Origin of the sequence: Sphingomonas desiccabilis (assembly GCF_004135605.1) — a bacterium.
Taxonomy (GTDB): Bacteria; Pseudomonadota; Alphaproteobacteria; order Sphingomonadales; family Sphingomonadaceae; genus Sphingomonas; species Sphingomonas desiccabilis.
In genome coordinates this window covers 1-15951 of record NZ_SDPT01000003.1, presented here as the reverse complement: position 1 = coordinate 15951, position 15951 = coordinate 1, and the positions used below count along the sequence as shown (strand labels likewise).

Here is a 15951-nt window from a genome sequence, read left to right as displayed (position 1 = left end):
CGGCGGGGACGGACCGGAAGCCGATGCCGCCGCAAGCGCCGGATCAGGCGGGGTCGGAGGTGGAGGGGCGGCCGGTCTCCAGCCGGCCGGCGATGCGGCGAACAAAGCCGGGGGCGGCCGGGCTGGTGAGGGTCACGTCGTACCAGCCGCCGGTGGACGCGAGGTCCCAGAGCGGCGGAGTGCCGGTGCCGCGCCAGGAGCGGTGGTGGTCGGCATAGGCATTGGGGTGGACCTGCCATGCGGCGGGGCCGGGACGGGCGGCGAGGGCAAGGGTCGCGCGCGCGGGATCGAGGCGCCAGGCGATGTGCCCGGCAAGCGCGCGATCGGCGGCGCGGCCGGCGAAGTGGCGATGGAAGCCGTTGGGGCCGAGCACCCACAGGTCGTAGGCGCCGTCCGCGCCCGCGCCCGCCCAATGGCCGGTGAGCTGCCCGCCCGCTTCCACCGTGTAGCGGCGCGGCAGGCGATCGAGCGCGAGCCGGTCGTAGACGTGGAAGACGGCGGCGACGCCGGCGCGGTTCGCGCCCGCGCGGAAGGTGAGGCGGATGCCGGCGTCGTCCGCCGCCTCGGTGACGGAGAGATGATAGGCGAGCGGGCGCGAGGGGCGGACCCCCGGCTCCTGCACCAGCGGCTGGGCGGCGGCGGGTGCGCGGGGCGCGACCTGGCCCTGGATCGCCGCGCTGCGGGTGGCGTCGGGGCGCGGATCGGGGATGCCGTCGGGAAAGCCGCGGTTCGGGCTGGCGAAGTCGAACACCGAGGTGAGGTCGCCGCACACCGCGCGCCGCCAGGGCGAGATGTTGGGCTCGGCGACGCCGAAGCGCTGTTCCAGGAAGCGGATCACCGAGGTGTGGTCGAACACCTGCGAGTTGACCCAGCCGCCGCGGCTCCAGGGGGAGAGGGCGTAGAAGGGGACGCGGGGACCGAGGCCATAGGGGCGGCCGCGCAGCTCCGGCAGGTCGACCGCGGCGTCGGCGGCGCTCGGGACGAGGTGATATTCGCCGGCGGTGCTGACGGTGGAGGCACCGGCGAGGCCGTCGGGCGCCGCCGGATCCGGAGAGGGCGGGGCGGGCGGCGGCACATGGTCGAAGAAGCCGTCGTTCTCGTCGAACATGACCAGAAGCACGGTGCGCGCCCAGACCTTTGGATCGGCGGTGAGCACGTCGAGCAGCTCGGCGGTATAGGCGGCGCCCTGGGCGGGGCTGGACGGGCCGGGATGCTCGGAGCCGGCGGCGGTCGCGACCACGTAGGAGACCTGCGGCAGGCGGCCGGCGAGCACGTCGGCGCGCAGCCCGTCGAGCGCGCGGGTGGTGAGCGCGCGGTCGCGGAGCGCCGGATCGGCACCGGGCGCGTTCTTGTGGGCGATGCGGAACGCCTCGAACCCGACCAGGGGATTGTCGGTGAAATTGTCTGCCATGTCCTGGTAGATGCGCCAGTCGATCCCGGCCGCCTGGAGCCGCTCGACATAGCTGGTCCAGCGATAAGGCTCGGCCCAGCCGCCGTCCTCGGCGAAGCTGTCGTGCGAGTTGGCGATGGCGGGGCCGCCGGCGCGGCCGCCGGGATCGTTGGTGCCGGTCCACAGGAACAGCCGGTTGGTGTTGGTGCCGGTCTGCACTGAGCAGTGATAGGCGTCGCAGATGGTGAAGGCGTCGGCGAGCGCGAACTGGAAGGGGATGTCGTCGCGCCGATAGTGGCCCATCGCGCGCTCGGTCTTCACCTCCGGCCAATGCGCCATGCGGCCCTGATCCCAGGCGCGCTGCGCGTCCGGCCAGCTATGGGGCGTGCCCTCCATGCGCATCAGCGCCCAGTCGGTGCGGGTCGAGAGATGAAAGGGGGAGACGGTGCGCGGCCCCTGCTTTGCGGTGCGGTCGAGTTGCTGCCAGACGGTGCGGGCCGCGCCGTCCGAAGCCGGGGCGAGCGGGATCGCCAGGCGATCGCCGAAGCCGCGAACGCCGCGCAGCGTCCCGAAATAATGATCGAAGCCGCGGTTCTCCTGCATCAGGATCACGACGTGCTCGACGTCGCGCAGCGTGCCGGTGCGCACGTCCGCCGGGATCGCGAGCGCGCGCGCGATCGAATCCGGGACGGCGAGTGCTGCGGCGCCGATGCCTGCCTTCAGAAGGGTGCGGCGGTGAAGATCGGTCATCCCCTCCTCGTGGCAGCGGCCGCGCAAAGCCTCAAGCCGCCCCGCAGCAACCGGTGCGAGTCATTTTCAACAGGAACGGGTGCGTGGCTGATGCGCTTGGGATGGACCAGAAGGATACAGCAGGAGGCCGGCAATGTTCATGCATAACAAGCGGTTGCAATATACCGTGCGCGTTTCCGAGCCCAATCCGCGGCTCGCCACCATGATGATGGAACAGTTCGGCGGGGCCGACGGCGAGCTGGCCGCGGCGATGCGCTACTTCACCCAGGGCCTGGGTGAGGACGATCCCGGCCGCAAGGACATGCTGCTCGACATCGCGACCGAGGAGCTGAGCCACCTGGAGGTGATCGGGTCGATCGTCACCATGCTCAACAAGGGCCTCAAGGCGCAGCTGGCCGAGGGCACGATGAAGGAGGCCGAACTCTACCAGATGGTGGGGCAGACCGGCACCAGCGCCAAGGAGTCGATCCTGTTCGGCGGCGCCCCGGCGCTGTGCGACAGCGCGGGCGTGCCATGGACGGCGGCCTATGTGGACTCGCGCGGCGAGCCGACCGTCGACCTGCGCTCCAACATCGCGGCCGAGGCGCGCGCCAAGATCGTCTATGAGCGGCTGATCAACATCACCGACGATCCCGGCATCAAGGACGCGCTGGGCTTTCTGATGACGCGCGAGGTGGCGCACCAGAAATCGTTCGAGAAGGCGCTCTATGCGATCGAGAACAACTTCCCGTCGGGCAAGCTGCCGGGCGTCGAGAAATACGCCAGCATGTACGTCAACACCTCGCAGGGCGAGGGCGACACCACGGGTCCGTGGAACACCGGGGACGAATGGGACCGCGTGGACGACCTGCAGCAGGTGATGCCGGCCGACGAGGGCGACGGCACCGCGTCCGTCAAGCTGCCGGCCAAGGACAAGAAGGTCGCGGCCAAGATGGTGGAGCGGACCGCGTCCGATCCGAGCGCCGACCCGACCACCGGCGCCGACTTGGGCGCGGGCCCGGGCGCCGGCCGCACCAAGAACGGCGACATGGGCGGTGCCCCCGACATCCAGTCGGCACCGGCGATGGCAGAGGCCACCGTCGCGAAGTGACGGACAGGGCCGGCGCTCCCGCAACGGAAGCGCCGGCCTTTCCCCTGCGCGGGCAGCTAGCGCTTCAGCGTGTAGAGATAGGCGGCCATGTCGCGGGCGTCGCGCTCGGTCACGCCCTGATCCGGCATACCGTTGCCGGGCAGCACCTGCTGCGGCTGGCGCAGCCAGCGGGTGAGGTTCTTCGGATCGTTGACCAGGACGCCGGCGATCTCGGCGCGCACGGCGATGCCGTTGAGGGCGGGGCCGGTGGTGCCCGTGGCGCCGGCGATTCCGGGCACGCGGTGGCAGGCGCCGCAATGATAGCGGCCGATCGCCGCCTTGCCCGCCGTGACATCGCCGCCGGTCATCGCCTCCGCCTGGGTGCGGGTCTGGAGGCTATCCTGCCGGTAGATGCCGAACACCGAGGCGGCGCCCGCAATCGTCGCGATGCCGGTGAGGATCAGCACGAAGCGCAGCTCAGACGGCATCGGCGGTCCTTTGCGGCGGCGGCACGAGGAGCGTGCGGAACAGGGCGAGCGCGGCGACGAGATGGACGAGGCCGCCGGGCACCCACATGACGAGACCGGCGACCTGCTGGTCCTCCGCCGGGGTCATGCCGAAGGGCGCGAGCGCGAGGCGCGCATAGCCCGCGTACCAGGGGGAGTCGGAGAAGGCCATCAGCGCTCCCAGCGCCCCCGTCACGAACGAGGTGACGAGCAGGCAAAAGGCGGCCAGCGCGCGATCGCCGAGCGCGCTCGCCCCGGCACCGCGGCGGCCGAGCATCGCCGTCCAGAACAGCAGCGCGCTGACGATGAAGCAGAGGTGCTGGGTGGCGTGCCAGCCCTCGCTCGCCAGCGCCACGTCGAACAGCGACGGCATGTGCCAGATCCACAGCACCGCCGCCTGGAGGAGCGTGGCGACGACGGCGCCGGTCGCCCAGGCGAAGGGGACCGCCACCGCGCGGCTGGCGCTGATGCGGCCGAGCGTGCGGCGGGCGGCCGAGGGAAAGGCCCAGAGCATCGCCGACAGCGGTTCGGCCAGCACGATCAGCGGGGCGGCGAGCAGCATCAGCAGCTCATGCTCGATCATGTGTGCGGTGAAGGAGCGCTCGCCCGCCTCGTGGAGCGGCGACACCAGCGCGCCCGCGAGCGTGATCCAGCCGGCGGCGAACCACCAGGCCCGCCGCCGCAGCCGGGTGCGGCCTCCGGTCGAGCGCGCATAGAGCTGCCGCCAGCCGAGCGCGAACAGGACGGCCGAGAGCAGCAGCGGGCCGGTGATCCACGGATCCCAGGTCCAGCCGGGCGGCTCGCCATGGTCGTGGCCGCCGTGCGCCAGGACGGCGGCCGGCAGCGCCAGCGCCAGCAAGGGGGCGAGGCGGATCAGCCGACGCATGGCGGGACGATCAGCACGGCCAGCGTCTGGAAGGCGATGGCGAGCGCGAAGATGCCGGCAAGCAGCAGCGCGACGCGCGACAGCCAGGCGCGCGGCCGCGTCTGGTCGCCCGCGGGCCGCGCGCAGGGCCAGGCGATCGCCATGGCGAGGCCGCAGACGGCAAGGCTGGCGAGGCCCCAGGCGATGCCGAGCCAGGCGCCGACGGGGGCGCAATCGACCTTGAGCACGCTGCCAAGGCCGAGCTCGAACACGTACCAGGCGACCGGCGGCAGCAGCAGCGCTGCCCAGGGACGCACGCGTGCCGCGCGGGAAAGGGACTCGCTCACCCGAACCTCGGCGCCAGATAGACAAGCGCGCCGACCGGGATCCAGGTCAGCACCACGAAGGTCCAGTAATTGGCATTGTCCTCGACATCGGCGAACTGATCGTCGCCGACCTCATGGGTGTAGAGCCACACGGACTGGACGGCGGTGTCGCCGATGTCGGTGATGAGGTGGCTGGTGTGCAGCACCAGCAGCATCCAGGTCAGCGAGCCATAGGCATTGTCGTACCAGGCGACGTTGAGGTGCCCGAACTCGATGCCGCGCGGGATCAGCAGCAGGAGGCCGAGGACGGTCATGGCGAGCGTGCCGATGCGGACGCCGCGCTCGTCCTTGGCCTTGGCGCAGCGGCGCACCCAGAGGTTGGGGATCTCGCTCACGAACAGGCCGAGCGTCAGCACCGCCGGCCACAGCAGGTCGGGCGGGCGGACGCCGTCGGGCGGCCAGCCGGCCGTCTGGCTCATGAGGTAGAGATAGGCGCCGGCGGCGAGCGCGAAGGCGGTGCCCTCGATCGCCATGAAGCCGATGTTGCCCCACCAGACGAGGTGGCTCGCGCCGGATGCGCTTTCGGGCAGGTCGGAGAGGTCGCCGACGACGCGGGTGGGCACGGCGTCGCTCATCGGTTGCGCACCCGAAGCGGCCCGGTGGTCGAGCGCTCGCGCTGCGGCCAGAACCAGAGGGTGAGGCCGATCGCCACCGGCACCGCGCCCCAGACCAGCGCCCAGGGGGTGAAGATGCTGCCGACGAACAGGATGGTGACGGCGACCGCGGCGAGCAGCGGCGCGGTCGAAGGCGGCGGGCTTTTCTGGCGGTACTCCGGCGCCGCCTCCACGACCGAAGTCACGAGCACTTCGCGGCGATCGACGGCGAGGCCGGTCATGACGGCGAGTTCCCGTTTCTGCGTCCACAAGGGCGTGAGGCTGTCGACCACGGGCATGGCGTCGAAATTATGCTGGGGCGGGGGCGAGGGTGCGGCCCATTCGAGGGTGGAGCCCCCCCAGGGGTTGGGGCCCGCCGCCCTGCCGCGGAAATAGCTCCAGGCGGCGTTGGCGACGAACAGCACGCCACCCGCGACCGCGATCGCCGAGCCGATCGAGGCGACCAGGTTGAGCGGGCCCCAGCCCATGCCCTCGCCATAGGTGTAGATGCGGCGCGGCATGCCCTGGAGCCCCAGGATGTGCATGGGGAAGAAGCCGAGGTTGAAGCCGCCGAAGACCATCCAGAAGCTGATCTTGCCCCAGCGCTCCGACAGCATCCGCCCGGTCGCCTTGGGATACCAGTAGCTGAAGGCGCCGAAGAGCGGGAACATCGCGCCGCCGACCAGCACATAGTGGAAGTGGGCGACAACGAAATAGGTGTCGGTCAGCTGCTGGTCTAGCGGGGCGGAGGCGGTCATGATGCCCGACAGGCCGCCGATCACGAAGGTGACGATGAAGGCGAGCACCCACAGGAGCGGCGTGTCGAAGCGGGGGCGGCCGGTTGCCAGCGTGGCGATCCAGCAGAAGATCTGGACGCCGGCGGGAAGCGCCACCGCCATGCTGGCGGCGGTGTAGAAGTCGTTGCCGAGCCGCGGCAGCCCGACCGCGAACATGTGGTGGACCCACAGGCCAAAGGCGAGCGCGGCGATGGCGAGCATCGAGAGCACCACCGCCGCATGGCCGAACAGCGTGCGGCGCGAGAAGGTCTCGACGATCATCGAGACGAAGCCGGCGGCGGGCAGGAAGATGATGTAGACCTCCGGGTGGCCGAACCACCAGAAGAGGTGCTGGAACAGCACCGGGTCGCCGCCGGCCGCGGCCGCGAAGAACTGGGTGGAGACGAGGCGGTCCGCGATCAGCATGCTGGTGACCATCATCACCGCCGGCAACGCGAAGATCGTCATCAGCGAGGCGAGGAACATCGCCCAGACGAACAGCGGGATGCGCGGCAGCGTCATGCCGGGCGGGCGCATCTTGAGCACGGTGGCGGCGATGTTGACCGAGGCGGCGAGCGCCGCGACCTCGGTAAAGGTGATCATCTGCGCCCAGATGTCGGCGCGGTGGCCGGGCGAATAGGCGGGACCGGAGAGCGGCGGATATTCGAACCAGCCGAGATCGGGCGTGATGCCGAAGGCGTGCGGCACCCACAGCATCAGCACCCCGCCGAGATACAGCCAGTAGCTGAAGGCGGCGAGCCGCGGGAAGGCGAGCGCGCGCTGGCCGAGCATCAGCGGCACCAGCCAGATGCCCATCGCCTCCATCACCGGCACCGACACCAGGAACAACATGGTCGAGCCGTGGAGCGAGAAGCTCTCGTTGTAGAGCTGCGGCGTCATCCGCTCCATGTCGGGCCGGGCGAGCTGGAGCCGCATGTCGAGCGCGAGCATGCCGGCGAGGAACAGCAGCAGCACCACCGTAACGATGTAGCGCGCGGCGATGCGCTTGTGATCGACGGTAGTGAAAAAGCCCCGGATGCCGGGCGCGTCGGCCCAGGAGACGTGCAGCTTGCCGAGCTCAACGGCCGGGGTGCGCGGATCGCTCATTTCAGGTCCATCAGATAGCGCGACACCGCGTCCGCATCGGCGGGCGACAAGGGGACGGGCGGCATCATCGTGCCGGGCTTGGCCGCCTGCGGCTGAGTGATCCAGCCCTGGACGGCGCCGCGGGTCATGGCGAGGGTGCCGGCGGCGACCGAGCGGCGGCCGCCGAAGTGGGTGAGGTCCGGCCCGGCGCGGCCGACCGCCTGGGTACCGCGGATCGCGTGGCACATCGCGCACGGCCCGCGGGTGACGATCTCGCGCCCGCGCGCCAGCACGGGATCGGCCGGGGCCGCGGCGGGGCGCCGCTGGCCCGCGAGCCAGCGGGCGAACGCTTCCGGCGTGTCGACCTTCACGTCGAGCGCCATGTGCGCGTGCTGGATGCCGCAGAACTCTGCGCACTGGCCGCGGAACCAGCCGGCGCGGGTGGGGGTGAGGTCGACGCGGTTGATGCGGCCGGGGATCAGATCGAGCTTCTGCGCGATGTTGGGAACCCAGAAGCTGTGGATCACGTCCGACGAGCCGAGCGCAACGCGCGTCGTCTGGCCGAGCGGGAGGTGAAGTTCGTTGGCGGTCTCGATCCAGCCGCCGGTCGCTGGGTCGCGATATTGGATGCGCCACCACCATTGGTGGCCGGTGACGCGGACCTCCAGCGCGTCGCGGCTGCGGGCGCCGGCGATGGTGCGCTCGACCAGGAAGCTGCCGGTGATGAGGACGGTGAGGCCGACGACGATCAGCGCGGCCCAGGCGACCAGCCCGCGGGTGAGGCCGCGGTCGGCCGGATCGATGCTGGGCTCGCCCGTTTCGCCGCGGCGGCGGCGCGCGCGCAGCAGGCCGATGCCGAGCCCGGCCAGCACCAGCAGGTACATGAAGCCGCACACCGCCATCATCAGGCAGAACAGCGAATGGATGCTCGCCGCCTGCTCGCCCGCGGGCGCGAGCGGCGACTGGAAGCCGCCCTCGCACGCCGAAAGCGCCAGCACCGCCGGCAGCAGCGCGAGCCTGCGCAGGGTCATGGCAGCACCGGCCCGGTCCAGTTGTCGCCCTGCGCCTCGCCGACCTGGTCGACGTCCTGGCGGCGGCGCTTCTCCGGCTTCAGCCGGGGAAGTGTGCGGACATAGGCGGTGATCTGCCAGAGCTGTTCGACGGGGATGCGCTCGCCATAGCGCGCATCGCCATGGCCCTCGGCGATGAAGCGATAGACCCGGTCGAGGTCGCTGCCATGCGCCCAGAGCTTGCCGTTGAGATTGAGCGCGCCCGCGGCATCGCTGCCGTGGCAGCCGCCGCAGCCGTACCAGGTGAAGTAGCGGCCGCCCTGCGCCACCTGATAGGCGTTGCGCTCGTAGCGGGCCGCGCGCGGATCCTGCGCGCCTGTGGGCGGGGTCTGCGGCAGGTCGGCGCCGGCCGTGCGCGACTCCGCGCTGCACCCGGCCAGGGCAAATGCGCACAAGACGAGGAAGGACGAGGATCTGTTGCCCGGCACGCGGCGAGCCTTGCCAATCGGGAAGAGGCGGTCAAGCACACAGGATAGTTGACCGGAACGGGATTTCCGAAAGGCAGCGGATCAGGTGACGATCCGCACCGGCACCGCCTTGGCCGCGGGCGTCTTGGACTCCTGGTCGTGGTGGCTGAGCGGGACCAGCGCGTTCATTTCCGGATAATAGGAGGCGACGCAGCCGCGCGGCAGCAGGAAGGGGGTGACGGTGAGCCCGCCGACCTCGCGATGGATGCCGTCCCCCGCGTCCGTCTTCAGACCCACGACCTGCCCTTCCTTCAGCCCAGCCGCGGCGATCTCGTCCGGGTGCATCAGCAGCACGTCGCGGGTCCCCTCGATCCCGCGCAGCCGGTCCGAATAGCCGTAGATGGTGGTGTTGAACTGGTCGTTGGAGCGCAGGGTCATCAGCCGGTAGCGGCCGGGCGCATCCTCGAACCCGGCGGCGGACAGATGATCCGGCACGGTGAACTCGGCCTTGCCGCTCTCCGTCTTCCAGACCCGGTCGCGCGCCGCATTGCCGCGGTAGAAGCCGCCGGGCGTGAACAGGCGCTCGTTGAATTGCGCGAACTCGTCCGGATACGTCTGCTCGATCAGGTCGCGGACGCGGCCATAGTCGGCGACCCACTCGTCCCACTGGACCTTCGGGTTGGGGGGCAGCGTCGCCTTGGCGATGCCGGCGACGATGGCGGGTTCGGAGAGCAGGTGCTCGCTCGCCGGCTTGTTGTGCGCGACCGAGCCGTGGATGCAGCTGAGGCTGTCCTCCATCGTCACCGTCTGCGGCCCGCTCGCCTGTTCGTCGACCTCGGTGCGGCTGAGGCAGGGCAGCAGATAGGCGACCTGGCCGTTGATGAGGTGGCTGCGGTTGAGCTTGGTCGCGATCTGGACGGTGAGGCGCAGGCGCGTCCACGCCGCCTCCATCTTCTCGCGCTCGGGCACGGCGCGCACGAAGTTGCCGCCCAGGCCGATGAAGGCCTTCACCTCGCCGCTCAGGATCTTTTCGCAGGCCTCGACCGTGTTCAGCCCCTTGTCGCGCGGGGGATCGAAGCCGAACAGCTCGGCGAGCGTGTCGAGCGGGACCAGTTCGGGCTTTTCCGAGATGCCGACGGTGCGCTGGCCCTGGACGTTGGAATGGCCGCGGACCGGCGAGCAGCCGGTGCCCTCGCGGCCGATGTTCCCCTTCAGCAGCAGCAGGTTGACGATCATCGCCAGATTCTCGAACCCGTGCACCTGCTGGGTGAGGCCCATGCCGTACATGACGATGGTGTTCTTGGCCTCGACATAGACCTGGGCGGCGGCCTCCAGATCGGCGCGCGAAAGGCCGGATTCGGCCTCGATCGCGTCCCAGCCCACGCCCGCGACATGCGCCTTCAGCGCCTCGAACCCCTCGGTGTGCTGTTCCAGGAAGTCGACGTCGAGGACGTGGCGCTGCTCCTCGGCCCAGAGCTTCTCCTCGGCCGCGAGGATGTGCTTGATGAGGCCGGTGATCGCCGCGATGTCGCCGCCGGCGCGCACCTGCAGATACTGGTGCGAGATCAGGGTTGGCTTCTTGAGGTGCAGCATCTCCGCCGGGCTCTGCGGATCGCGGAACACCTCCAGCCCGCGCTCGCGGATCGGGTTGAAGGTCACGATCTTCACCCCGCGCTCGACCGCTTCCTTGAGCGGATGGAGCATGCGCGGGCTGTTGGTGCCGGTGTTCTGGCCGAAGAAGAAGATGGCGTCGCAATGATGGAAGTCGCTGAGCACGCTGGTGCCCACCGGCACGCCGATCAGCTTCTTGAGCGCGACCGAGGTCGTCTCGTGGCACATGTTGGAGCTGTCGGGCAGGTTGTTGTGCCCATAGAGCCTGGCGAACAGCTGAAAGAGATAGGCGGTCTCCAGGCTGGCGCGGCCGGAGGTGTAGAAGACGGCCGAGCCCGGATCGATCGCGCGCAGCTCGCGCCCGATGCCCTCGAACGCCTCCTGCCAGCTGCACGCCACATAGCTGTCGGTGGCCGCGTCGTAGCGCATCGGGTGGGTGAGGCGGCCGAGCTGCTCGAGGTCGTGGTCGCGCCAGGTCTTAAGCTCGCTGACCCGGTGGCGGCCGAGCACCTGCGGGGTGCAGCGGCGGCTGGTGAGGTCCCAGAGCGTCGCCTTGGCGCCGTTTTCGCAGAATTCGAAGGCGTGGGGATGGGCGGGCTTGGTCCAGGCGCAGGACACGCACATGAAGCCGCCGGGCTTGTTCTGCCGCTCCAGCGTGCGCAACGCACCGGGGCGGTCGACTTCGCGCATCCAGGTCTCGGTGATGCCGCGGACCGAGCCCCAGCCGCCTTCGGCACCCTTATAATGTACGGTGCCCTTCTTTTCCTCGTCCATCGCCCCGACTCCCTCCGCCTGGCCGGCGTGCCTTGAAGAGGCACAACGCCCCGAGGGCGCCGAAGGATGCAGCCTGCGGGTTTCGGCTCAGCGCAGCAGCGCGGCGAGGTCCCCGGGCGTGTTGATGTTGGGGATCGGGCGAGGGAGGGCGAGGGGCGTGGCCCCCGCGGCCGTGCCCCAGCCGCGCAGCGAGCGGCGCGGGTCGGTCGCGACAAAGGCGTCGAGCGTGGGGGCGAGCGCGCCCGGCCACCAGCCGATCAGCGGCATGGCCTCGAGAAAGCTGGCGCCGCCGGGGGCCCGCAGCCGGGCGACCAGGTCGTCCGGGAGCAGCGGCGTGTCGCATCCGACGCTCACCACCCCGTCGAAACCATGTTGCCGTGCATGGGCGAGCGCGGCGGCGAGACCCCCGAGCGGGCCGAGGCCGGGAGCCGGGCGGTCGGGCAGGTGGAGCCGATCGGGAAGGAGCGGCGCGCCGCCGCAGACCGCCACCTCGGCGACCTGGGGGTCCAGCGCGCGGGCCGCATGGGCGATCAGCGGCTCGCCGTGCAGGGTCGCCAGCGCCTTGTTGGAGCCGAACCGGCGCGCCTGGCCGCCGGCGAGGATGGCGCCCAGGATCCTCACGGCGCGTCCGGCAGCAGCAGCATCGCGTCGGAGCGGGCGAGCACGACCAGCCGCAGCCCCGCGTCGCGGGCGCGGGCGATGGCGAGGCTGGTGGGCGCCGAGATCGTCACCAGCGTCGGGCAACCGGCGAGCGCGGCCTTTTCGACGAGCTCGTAGGAGCAGCGCGACGACAGCAGCGCAAAGCCGCCGTCCCAGCCGAGGCCGCTGCGCAGCATCGCGCCGATCAGCTTGTCGAAGGCGGTGTGGCGGCCGACGTCCTCGCGCGCCAGCCGGACGCTGCCGTCGGCGGCGACCAGGGCGGCGGCATGCACCGCCCCGGTCGTGCGGTTGAGCGGCTGGTGGCCGCGCAACCCCGCCAGCGCGGCGAAGATCGCGGCTTCGGCAGGAGCGGGGGCCGGGGGTACGCGGCGGAGCGGCCGGATCGCCTGTTCGAGATTCTCGATGCCGCACAGGCCGCAGCTCGATTCGGTCACGCGGTGGCGGACCCGGTCCACGACGGCGGCGGTCCGCGCGGGGGCGAGCGTCACGCGCAGCACCACCCCGGCCTCGACCGGGTGGCATTCGATGTCAACGATCTCGTCCGCGCGCGCGATCAGCCGTTCGGAGAGCGCGAAGCCGATGGCGAAGTCGGCCAGGTCGGCTGGCGTCGCCATCACGACCGCATAGCCGAGGCCGTTGAACTCGATCGCGACCGGCCGCTCCACCGCGACCGCGCGCTCGACCGCCGTGCGGCTGCCGTCGGCGCGGACGGAGACCAGGGTCTCCACGACCGATCGGCCGGTTTCGGCAGGCTCCTGGGTCATGCGGCTCCTCTCGGGCGGTCGGCCCGCCGCTGTTGAACCAGCGCGACCCGGCGCACAAGCCGGGGCAGGTGCCGATTGCCACTGGCCAGGGCGGCGGCCGATGCGCCAAACAGGGGCGGGGTTGGAGAAGCAGGAAACGCGCATGCCGCTGGTAGAAGAGCCGTCCCCCGCCCCGGTCCCTTGCGCGGCCGATTGCAGCTTCGATGCCGCGCAGGCGCTGCTGGCGGCCGCGGCCGTGCCGCTCGGCACCGAACGGGTGGCGCTGCGCAAGGCGGGGCGGCGGGTGCTGGCCGAGCCGGTGCTGGCGGCCTTCGATTCGCCGCGGCGGGACACGGCGGCGATGGACGGCGTGGCGGTGCGCGAGCGCGACGTGGCGGACGGGACGCGGCGCCTGGCGGTTGCGGGGGCGGCCTATCCGGGGTCGCCCTTCGCCGGTGCGGCACCGGCGGCGGCAGTGCGGGTGACGACCGGGGCGGCGCTGCCGGCCGGGACCGACCGGGTGGTGCCCGTCGAGTTGCTGACGGAAACGGACGCCGGGGTGCTGCTGCCGGCGCGGCTGCCGGACAAGCGCCATGTCCGCCCGCGCGCGTCGGATTTCGCGGCAGGGGCCCAGGTGCTGGCGGCGGGACGCATCCTCGACGCGCGCGCGCTGGTGGTCGCGGCGGCGGCCGATGCGGCGGAGGTCGTCGTGTGGCGGCGCCCTCGCGTGCACGTGATCGCAAGCGGCGACGAACTGGTGCCGCCGGGCCATGCCGCGGCAGGGGACGCGCTGCTGCCCGACAGCCTTTCGGAGGCGGTGCAGCTGCTGGTGCGGCAATGGGGCGGGCAGCCCGGCGGCGCGACCCGCGTGCCCGACGATGCGGGAGCGATCACGACCGCGGCGCAGGCGGCGCTGGCCGATTGCGACATCCTGGTGATGGCGGGCGGTGCGTCACGCGGCGAGCGCGACTTCGCCCGCGCCGGCTTGAAGCCGCTGGGGCTGGAGACGGACTTCGCAGGCGTGGCGATGAAGCCCGGCAAGCCCGTGTGGCACGGCCGGGTGGGAGCGGCGCATGTGCTGGGCCTGCCCGGCAACCCGACCGCGGCGATGACGGTCGCACGGCTGTTCCTGGTGCCGCTGCTGACGGCGCTGGAGGGGCGGGGCTTTGCCGCCGGGCTCGACTGGCAGCCGCTTCCGTTGGCGGCGCCGGCCGAGGCGGCAGGCCCGCGCGAGGCGTTCCTGTGCGCCGCGCGCACGCCCGGGGGCGTCGCGGTCCTCGACCGCCAGTCGGCGGCGTCGCAGGCGATGCTGGCGCTTGCCGACCTGCTGGTGCGGCGCCCGGCAGGCGCGCCGGCGCTGGCGGCGGGAGAGCGGGTGGAGGCGCTGCGCTTCTGAACGCGGATGAACCCGGACGCGGGTTCGTGCGTCGAGCCGCCCGGATCATCGCAAGGAGGTTCCCCATGCCGGTTCGCAAGTTCGCCATTGCAGACGCCCGCTTCGAACGCTCGCCCGGGCAGGAGGGCGCGGCCTATGTCGCCAACCTGGTCGACCAGCGCGACGGTGCGCCGATCACCATCGGCTATGGCCGCTACGGTCCCGACCAGCGCATGGAAGAGGAGATCGTCGTCGACGACGTGATGATCGTGCTGGAGGGGCGGGTTTCGGTCGAGAGCGACGGCGGCACCGTCACCGCCGGGCCGGGCGAGATCGTGCACATGCCCAAGGGCTCGCGCGTCACCATCCGATCGCACGAGGCGGGCGCGGTGACCGCCTATGTCACCTATCCGCACTGGCAGCAGCCGGAGGGCTGAGCCCCGGCGCCGCCCCTCAGCGCGGATAGTCGCGCCACAGCCATTCGAGCGCGCCCGGCAGCGTCTGGGCGATGACGTCGCCGTCGACATGGACGGCACCGGCGGCGCGGACGTAGCGGGTGTCATAGCCTTTCGCGATCAGCGCGGCGGCCATGCGGTCGTTGGCCATCGGCCAGTTGTGGAAGCTCGCCTCCGGATCCTGCCAGTGCAGGTCCTTCTCGCCGACCTCCATCCACACGCGGATCGGCTTGGCGCGCGCGGTGGGGATCAGGCGGGCGTGATAGTCCCAGGCGCCATGCGGGGTTGCCGGATCGACGGGCGAGGCCTGGTTCACGAAGGTGCCCGAGTAGGACAGCACCTTGCCGTACCATTCGGGGTGGAACCAGGCCATGGAGAAGGCCGCCGCCGCCCCGGAGCTGCCGCCCATCGCGGCGCGCCCGGCGGGATCGCGGGTGAAGCGGACGCCGGTGTGCCGGGTGACCTGGGGCAGCACCTCCTCCTCGACGAACTCGGCATAGCGGCCGGACAGCGTGTCGTATTCGAGCCCGCGCTGCGAGCCTTGCGCATCGCCGCCGCCGGACTGGATCATCACCGCGACCATGGCGGGGACGCGATGCTCGGCGATCAGCGTGTCGAGCGCGGCCGCGACCCGGGCGGCATAGTCGCGGCCGTCCTGGACCACGAGCAGCGGTGCCTCGGTCCCCGGGCGATAGCCGGCGGGGACATAGACGAACACCTCGCGGCGATAGGCGCCGGGCTCCGACTGTTCGGCGGCGGGGGCGGCGATACGGTTGCCCCAGGGGTCGCGGCGGCGGGTCGCCTCGGTGTCGCGCTGGCGGATGCCGGGATAGATGCGGCTGTCGCGGGAGAACAGCAGAAAGCTGTGGAGGGTGCCGCGTGGTTGCCCGGCTGCGGGCGCCATCTCCGGCGCGTCGGCATAGGGCGGGGCGATCCGGATGGTTCCGGCCGCCGGCGGCGGATCGGACGCGGCGGGGAGCAGGACCGCAAAGAGGAGCAGGGGCATGCGCATGCGGCAGGTCTCCTAGCCGGGCGGCGAAGCGGCCCGGTGGAGCCCAGCCTGCCCGAGCGGGGGCGTGGCGCCAAGCTGGGCGCACCCTATATGAGGCGCACAGGCGGTCGGGGGCGGCGCAGGAGCCCTTTTCTGGCTCCGCGGAACAAATTTCAAAAAACTGCAATCGAATCGCTTGACGGTATCCGACCCCTACCCTAAATGCCTGTTCACCGGACGGGGCGGCCTTCACGGCCTGGTTCGAACGGTTCTGAAACGCGAGGTACCGGGCCACTCCCGAAAGGGGGTGCCATTCGGCGCCGGCGTTTTGTTCTTTGACATTGTTGGTTAAGATGAAGGGACATGTGGGCGGCGGCTCCGGTCTGCCACGTTTTCAAGGCGTGGTGTGGTCGGTTAAAGCTAAGCCAGTTCATGTGTCCTATT

15 protein-coding genes are annotated in these 15951 nt (G+C 71.3%); 3 read left to right on the top strand and 12 right to left on the bottom strand.

All coding sequences use genetic code 11. The features are described from left to right. Window positions 1-43: 43 nt before the first annotated feature. Window positions 44-2140 (bottom strand): phosphocholine-specific phospholipase C, encoded by a 2097-nt coding sequence (locus EO081_RS13690; protein ID WP_129342598.1) that lies wholly within the window; start codon window positions 2138-2140, stop codon window positions 44-46. A gap of 133 nt (window positions 2141-2273) precedes the next feature. Between EO081_RS13690 and EO081_RS13685 the strand changes: the two genes are divergently transcribed. After that, window positions 2274-3230, top strand: coding sequence for a manganese catalase family protein (locus EO081_RS13685; RefSeq protein ID WP_129342596.1), 957 nt, complete (start codon window positions 2274-2276; stop codon window positions 3228-3230). A gap of 56 nt (window positions 3231-3286) precedes the next feature. On the opposite strand, the gene EO081_RS13680 is transcribed toward EO081_RS13685, so the two are convergent. From EO081_RS13680 to fdhD, 10 genes are all read right to left on the bottom strand, one after another. After that, the gene (locus EO081_RS13680; RefSeq protein ID WP_129342594.1) at window positions 3287-3697 is read right to left on the bottom strand and encodes a c-type cytochrome; all 411 of its coding nucleotides are present in this window, start codon (window positions 3695-3697) and stop codon (window positions 3287-3289) included. Further along, window positions 3687-4601, bottom strand: coding sequence for a cytochrome c oxidase assembly protein (locus EO081_RS13675; RefSeq protein ID WP_129342592.1), 915 nt, complete (start codon window positions 4599-4601; stop codon window positions 3687-3689). Before EO081_RS13675 ends, EO081_RS13680 begins: the two co-directional genes overlap by 11 nt. Next, window positions 4589-4927, bottom strand: coding sequence for a hypothetical protein (locus EO081_RS13670; protein WP_129342590.1), 339 nt, complete (start codon window positions 4925-4927; stop codon window positions 4589-4591). Before EO081_RS13670 ends, EO081_RS13675 begins: the two co-directional genes overlap by 13 nt. Beyond that, window positions 4924-5541, bottom strand: coding sequence for a cytochrome c oxidase subunit 3 (locus tag EO081_RS13665; RefSeq protein ID WP_183947975.1), 618 nt, complete (start codon window positions 5539-5541; stop codon window positions 4924-4926). The genes EO081_RS13670 and EO081_RS13665 overlap by 4 nt, the downstream gene beginning before the upstream one ends. Then, a complete protein-coding gene (locus EO081_RS13660) occupies window positions 5538-7442 on the bottom strand; it encodes a cbb3-type cytochrome c oxidase subunit I (RefSeq protein WP_129342588.1) in 1905 nt (634 codons plus the stop codon). Before EO081_RS13660 ends, EO081_RS13665 begins: the two co-directional genes overlap by 4 nt. Beyond that, the gene (coxB, locus tag EO081_RS13655) at window positions 7439-8452 is read right to left on the bottom strand and encodes a cytochrome c oxidase subunit II (protein WP_129342587.1); all 1014 of its coding nucleotides are present in this window, start codon (window positions 8450-8452) and stop codon (window positions 7439-7441) included. The genes EO081_RS13660 and coxB overlap by 4 nt, the downstream gene beginning before the upstream one ends. Further along, the gene (locus tag EO081_RS13650; RefSeq protein ID WP_165284651.1) at window positions 8449-8919 is read right to left on the bottom strand and encodes a cytochrome c family protein; all 471 of its coding nucleotides are present in this window, start codon (window positions 8917-8919) and stop codon (window positions 8449-8451) included. The genes coxB and EO081_RS13650 overlap by 4 nt, the downstream gene beginning before the upstream one ends. 81 nt (window positions 8920-9000) lie before the next feature. Then, window positions 9001-11283, bottom strand: a complete 2283-nt coding sequence (locus tag EO081_RS13645; protein WP_129342583.1) for an FdhF/YdeP family oxidoreductase — start codon at window positions 11281-11283, stop codon at window positions 9001-9003. Between the two features lie 87 nt (window positions 11284-11370). Beyond that, complete coding sequence (gene mobA, locus EO081_RS13640) at window positions 11371-11904, bottom strand: molybdenum cofactor guanylyltransferase (RefSeq protein WP_129342581.1); 534 nt, start codon at window positions 11902-11904, stop codon at window positions 11371-11373. Further along, window positions 11901-12707, bottom strand: coding sequence for a formate dehydrogenase accessory sulfurtransferase FdhD (gene fdhD, locus EO081_RS13635; protein ID WP_129342579.1), 807 nt, complete (start codon window positions 12705-12707; stop codon window positions 11901-11903). The genes mobA and fdhD overlap by 4 nt, the downstream gene beginning before the upstream one ends. Window positions 12708-12849: 142 nt before the next feature. Between fdhD and EO081_RS13630 the strand changes: the two genes are divergently transcribed. Continuing rightward, entirely contained in the window at window positions 12850-14082 is a 1233-nt protein-coding gene (locus tag EO081_RS13630) for a molybdopterin molybdotransferase MoeA (RefSeq protein ID WP_129342577.1), read from the top strand. Window positions 14083-14147: 65 nt separating this feature from the next. After that, entirely contained in the window at window positions 14148-14498 is a 351-nt protein-coding gene (locus EO081_RS13625; protein ID WP_129342575.1) for a cupin domain-containing protein, read from the top strand. Between the two features lie 16 nt (window positions 14499-14514). Here the strand turns inward: EO081_RS13625 and EO081_RS13620 are convergent, their stop codons facing one another. Continuing rightward, the gene (locus EO081_RS13620) at window positions 14515-15528 is read right to left on the bottom strand and encodes an alpha/beta hydrolase (RefSeq protein WP_129342573.1); all 1014 of its coding nucleotides are present in this window, start codon (window positions 15526-15528) and stop codon (window positions 14515-14517) included. Window positions 15529-15951: the final 423 nt, after the last annotated feature.

What these genes read in the sequence shown, in the direction of transcription:
- EO081_RS13690 (WP_129342598.1), bottom strand. Translation starts at nt 2,140, where the DNA reads ATGACCGATCTTCACCGCCGCACCCTTCTGAAGGCAGGCATCGGCGCC.
- EO081_RS13685 (WP_129342596.1), top strand. Translation starts at nt 2,274, where the DNA reads ATGTTCATGCATAACAAGCGGTTGCAATATACCGTGCGCGTTTCCGAG.
- EO081_RS13680 (WP_129342594.1), bottom strand. Translation starts at nt 3,697, where the DNA reads ATGCCGTCTGAGCTGCGCTTCGTGCTGATCCTCACCGGCATCGCGACG.
- EO081_RS13675 (WP_129342592.1), bottom strand. Translation starts at nt 4,601, where the DNA reads ATGCGTCGGCTGATCCGCCTCGCCCCCTTGCTGGCGCTGGCGCTGCCG.
- EO081_RS13665 (WP_183947975.1), bottom strand. Translation starts at nt 5,541, where the DNA reads ATGAGCGACGCCGTGCCCACCCGCGTCGTCGGCGACCTCTCCGACCTG.
- EO081_RS13660 (WP_129342588.1), bottom strand. Translation starts at nt 7,442, where the DNA reads ATGAGCGATCCGCGCACCCCGGCCGTTGAGCTCGGCAAGCTGCACGTC.
- coxB (WP_129342587.1), bottom strand. Translation starts at nt 8,452, where the DNA reads ATGACCCTGCGCAGGCTCGCGCTGCTGCCGGCGGTGCTGGCGCTTTCG.
- EO081_RS13645 (WP_129342583.1), bottom strand. Translation starts at nt 11,283, where the DNA reads ATGGACGAGGAAAAGAAGGGCACCGTACATTATAAGGGTGCCGAAGGC.
- fdhD (WP_129342579.1), bottom strand. Translation starts at nt 12,707, where the DNA reads ATGACCCAGGAGCCTGCCGAAACCGGCCGATCGGTCGTGGAGACCCTG.
- EO081_RS13630 (WP_129342577.1), top strand. Translation starts at nt 12,850, where the DNA reads ATGCCGCTGGTAGAAGAGCCGTCCCCCGCCCCGGTCCCTTGCGCGGCC.
- EO081_RS13625 (WP_129342575.1), top strand. Translation starts at nt 14,148, where the DNA reads ATGCCGGTTCGCAAGTTCGCCATTGCAGACGCCCGCTTCGAACGCTCG.
- EO081_RS13620 (WP_129342573.1), bottom strand. Translation starts at nt 15,528, where the DNA reads ATGCGCATGCCCCTGCTCCTCTTTGCGGTCCTGCTCCCCGCCGCGTCC.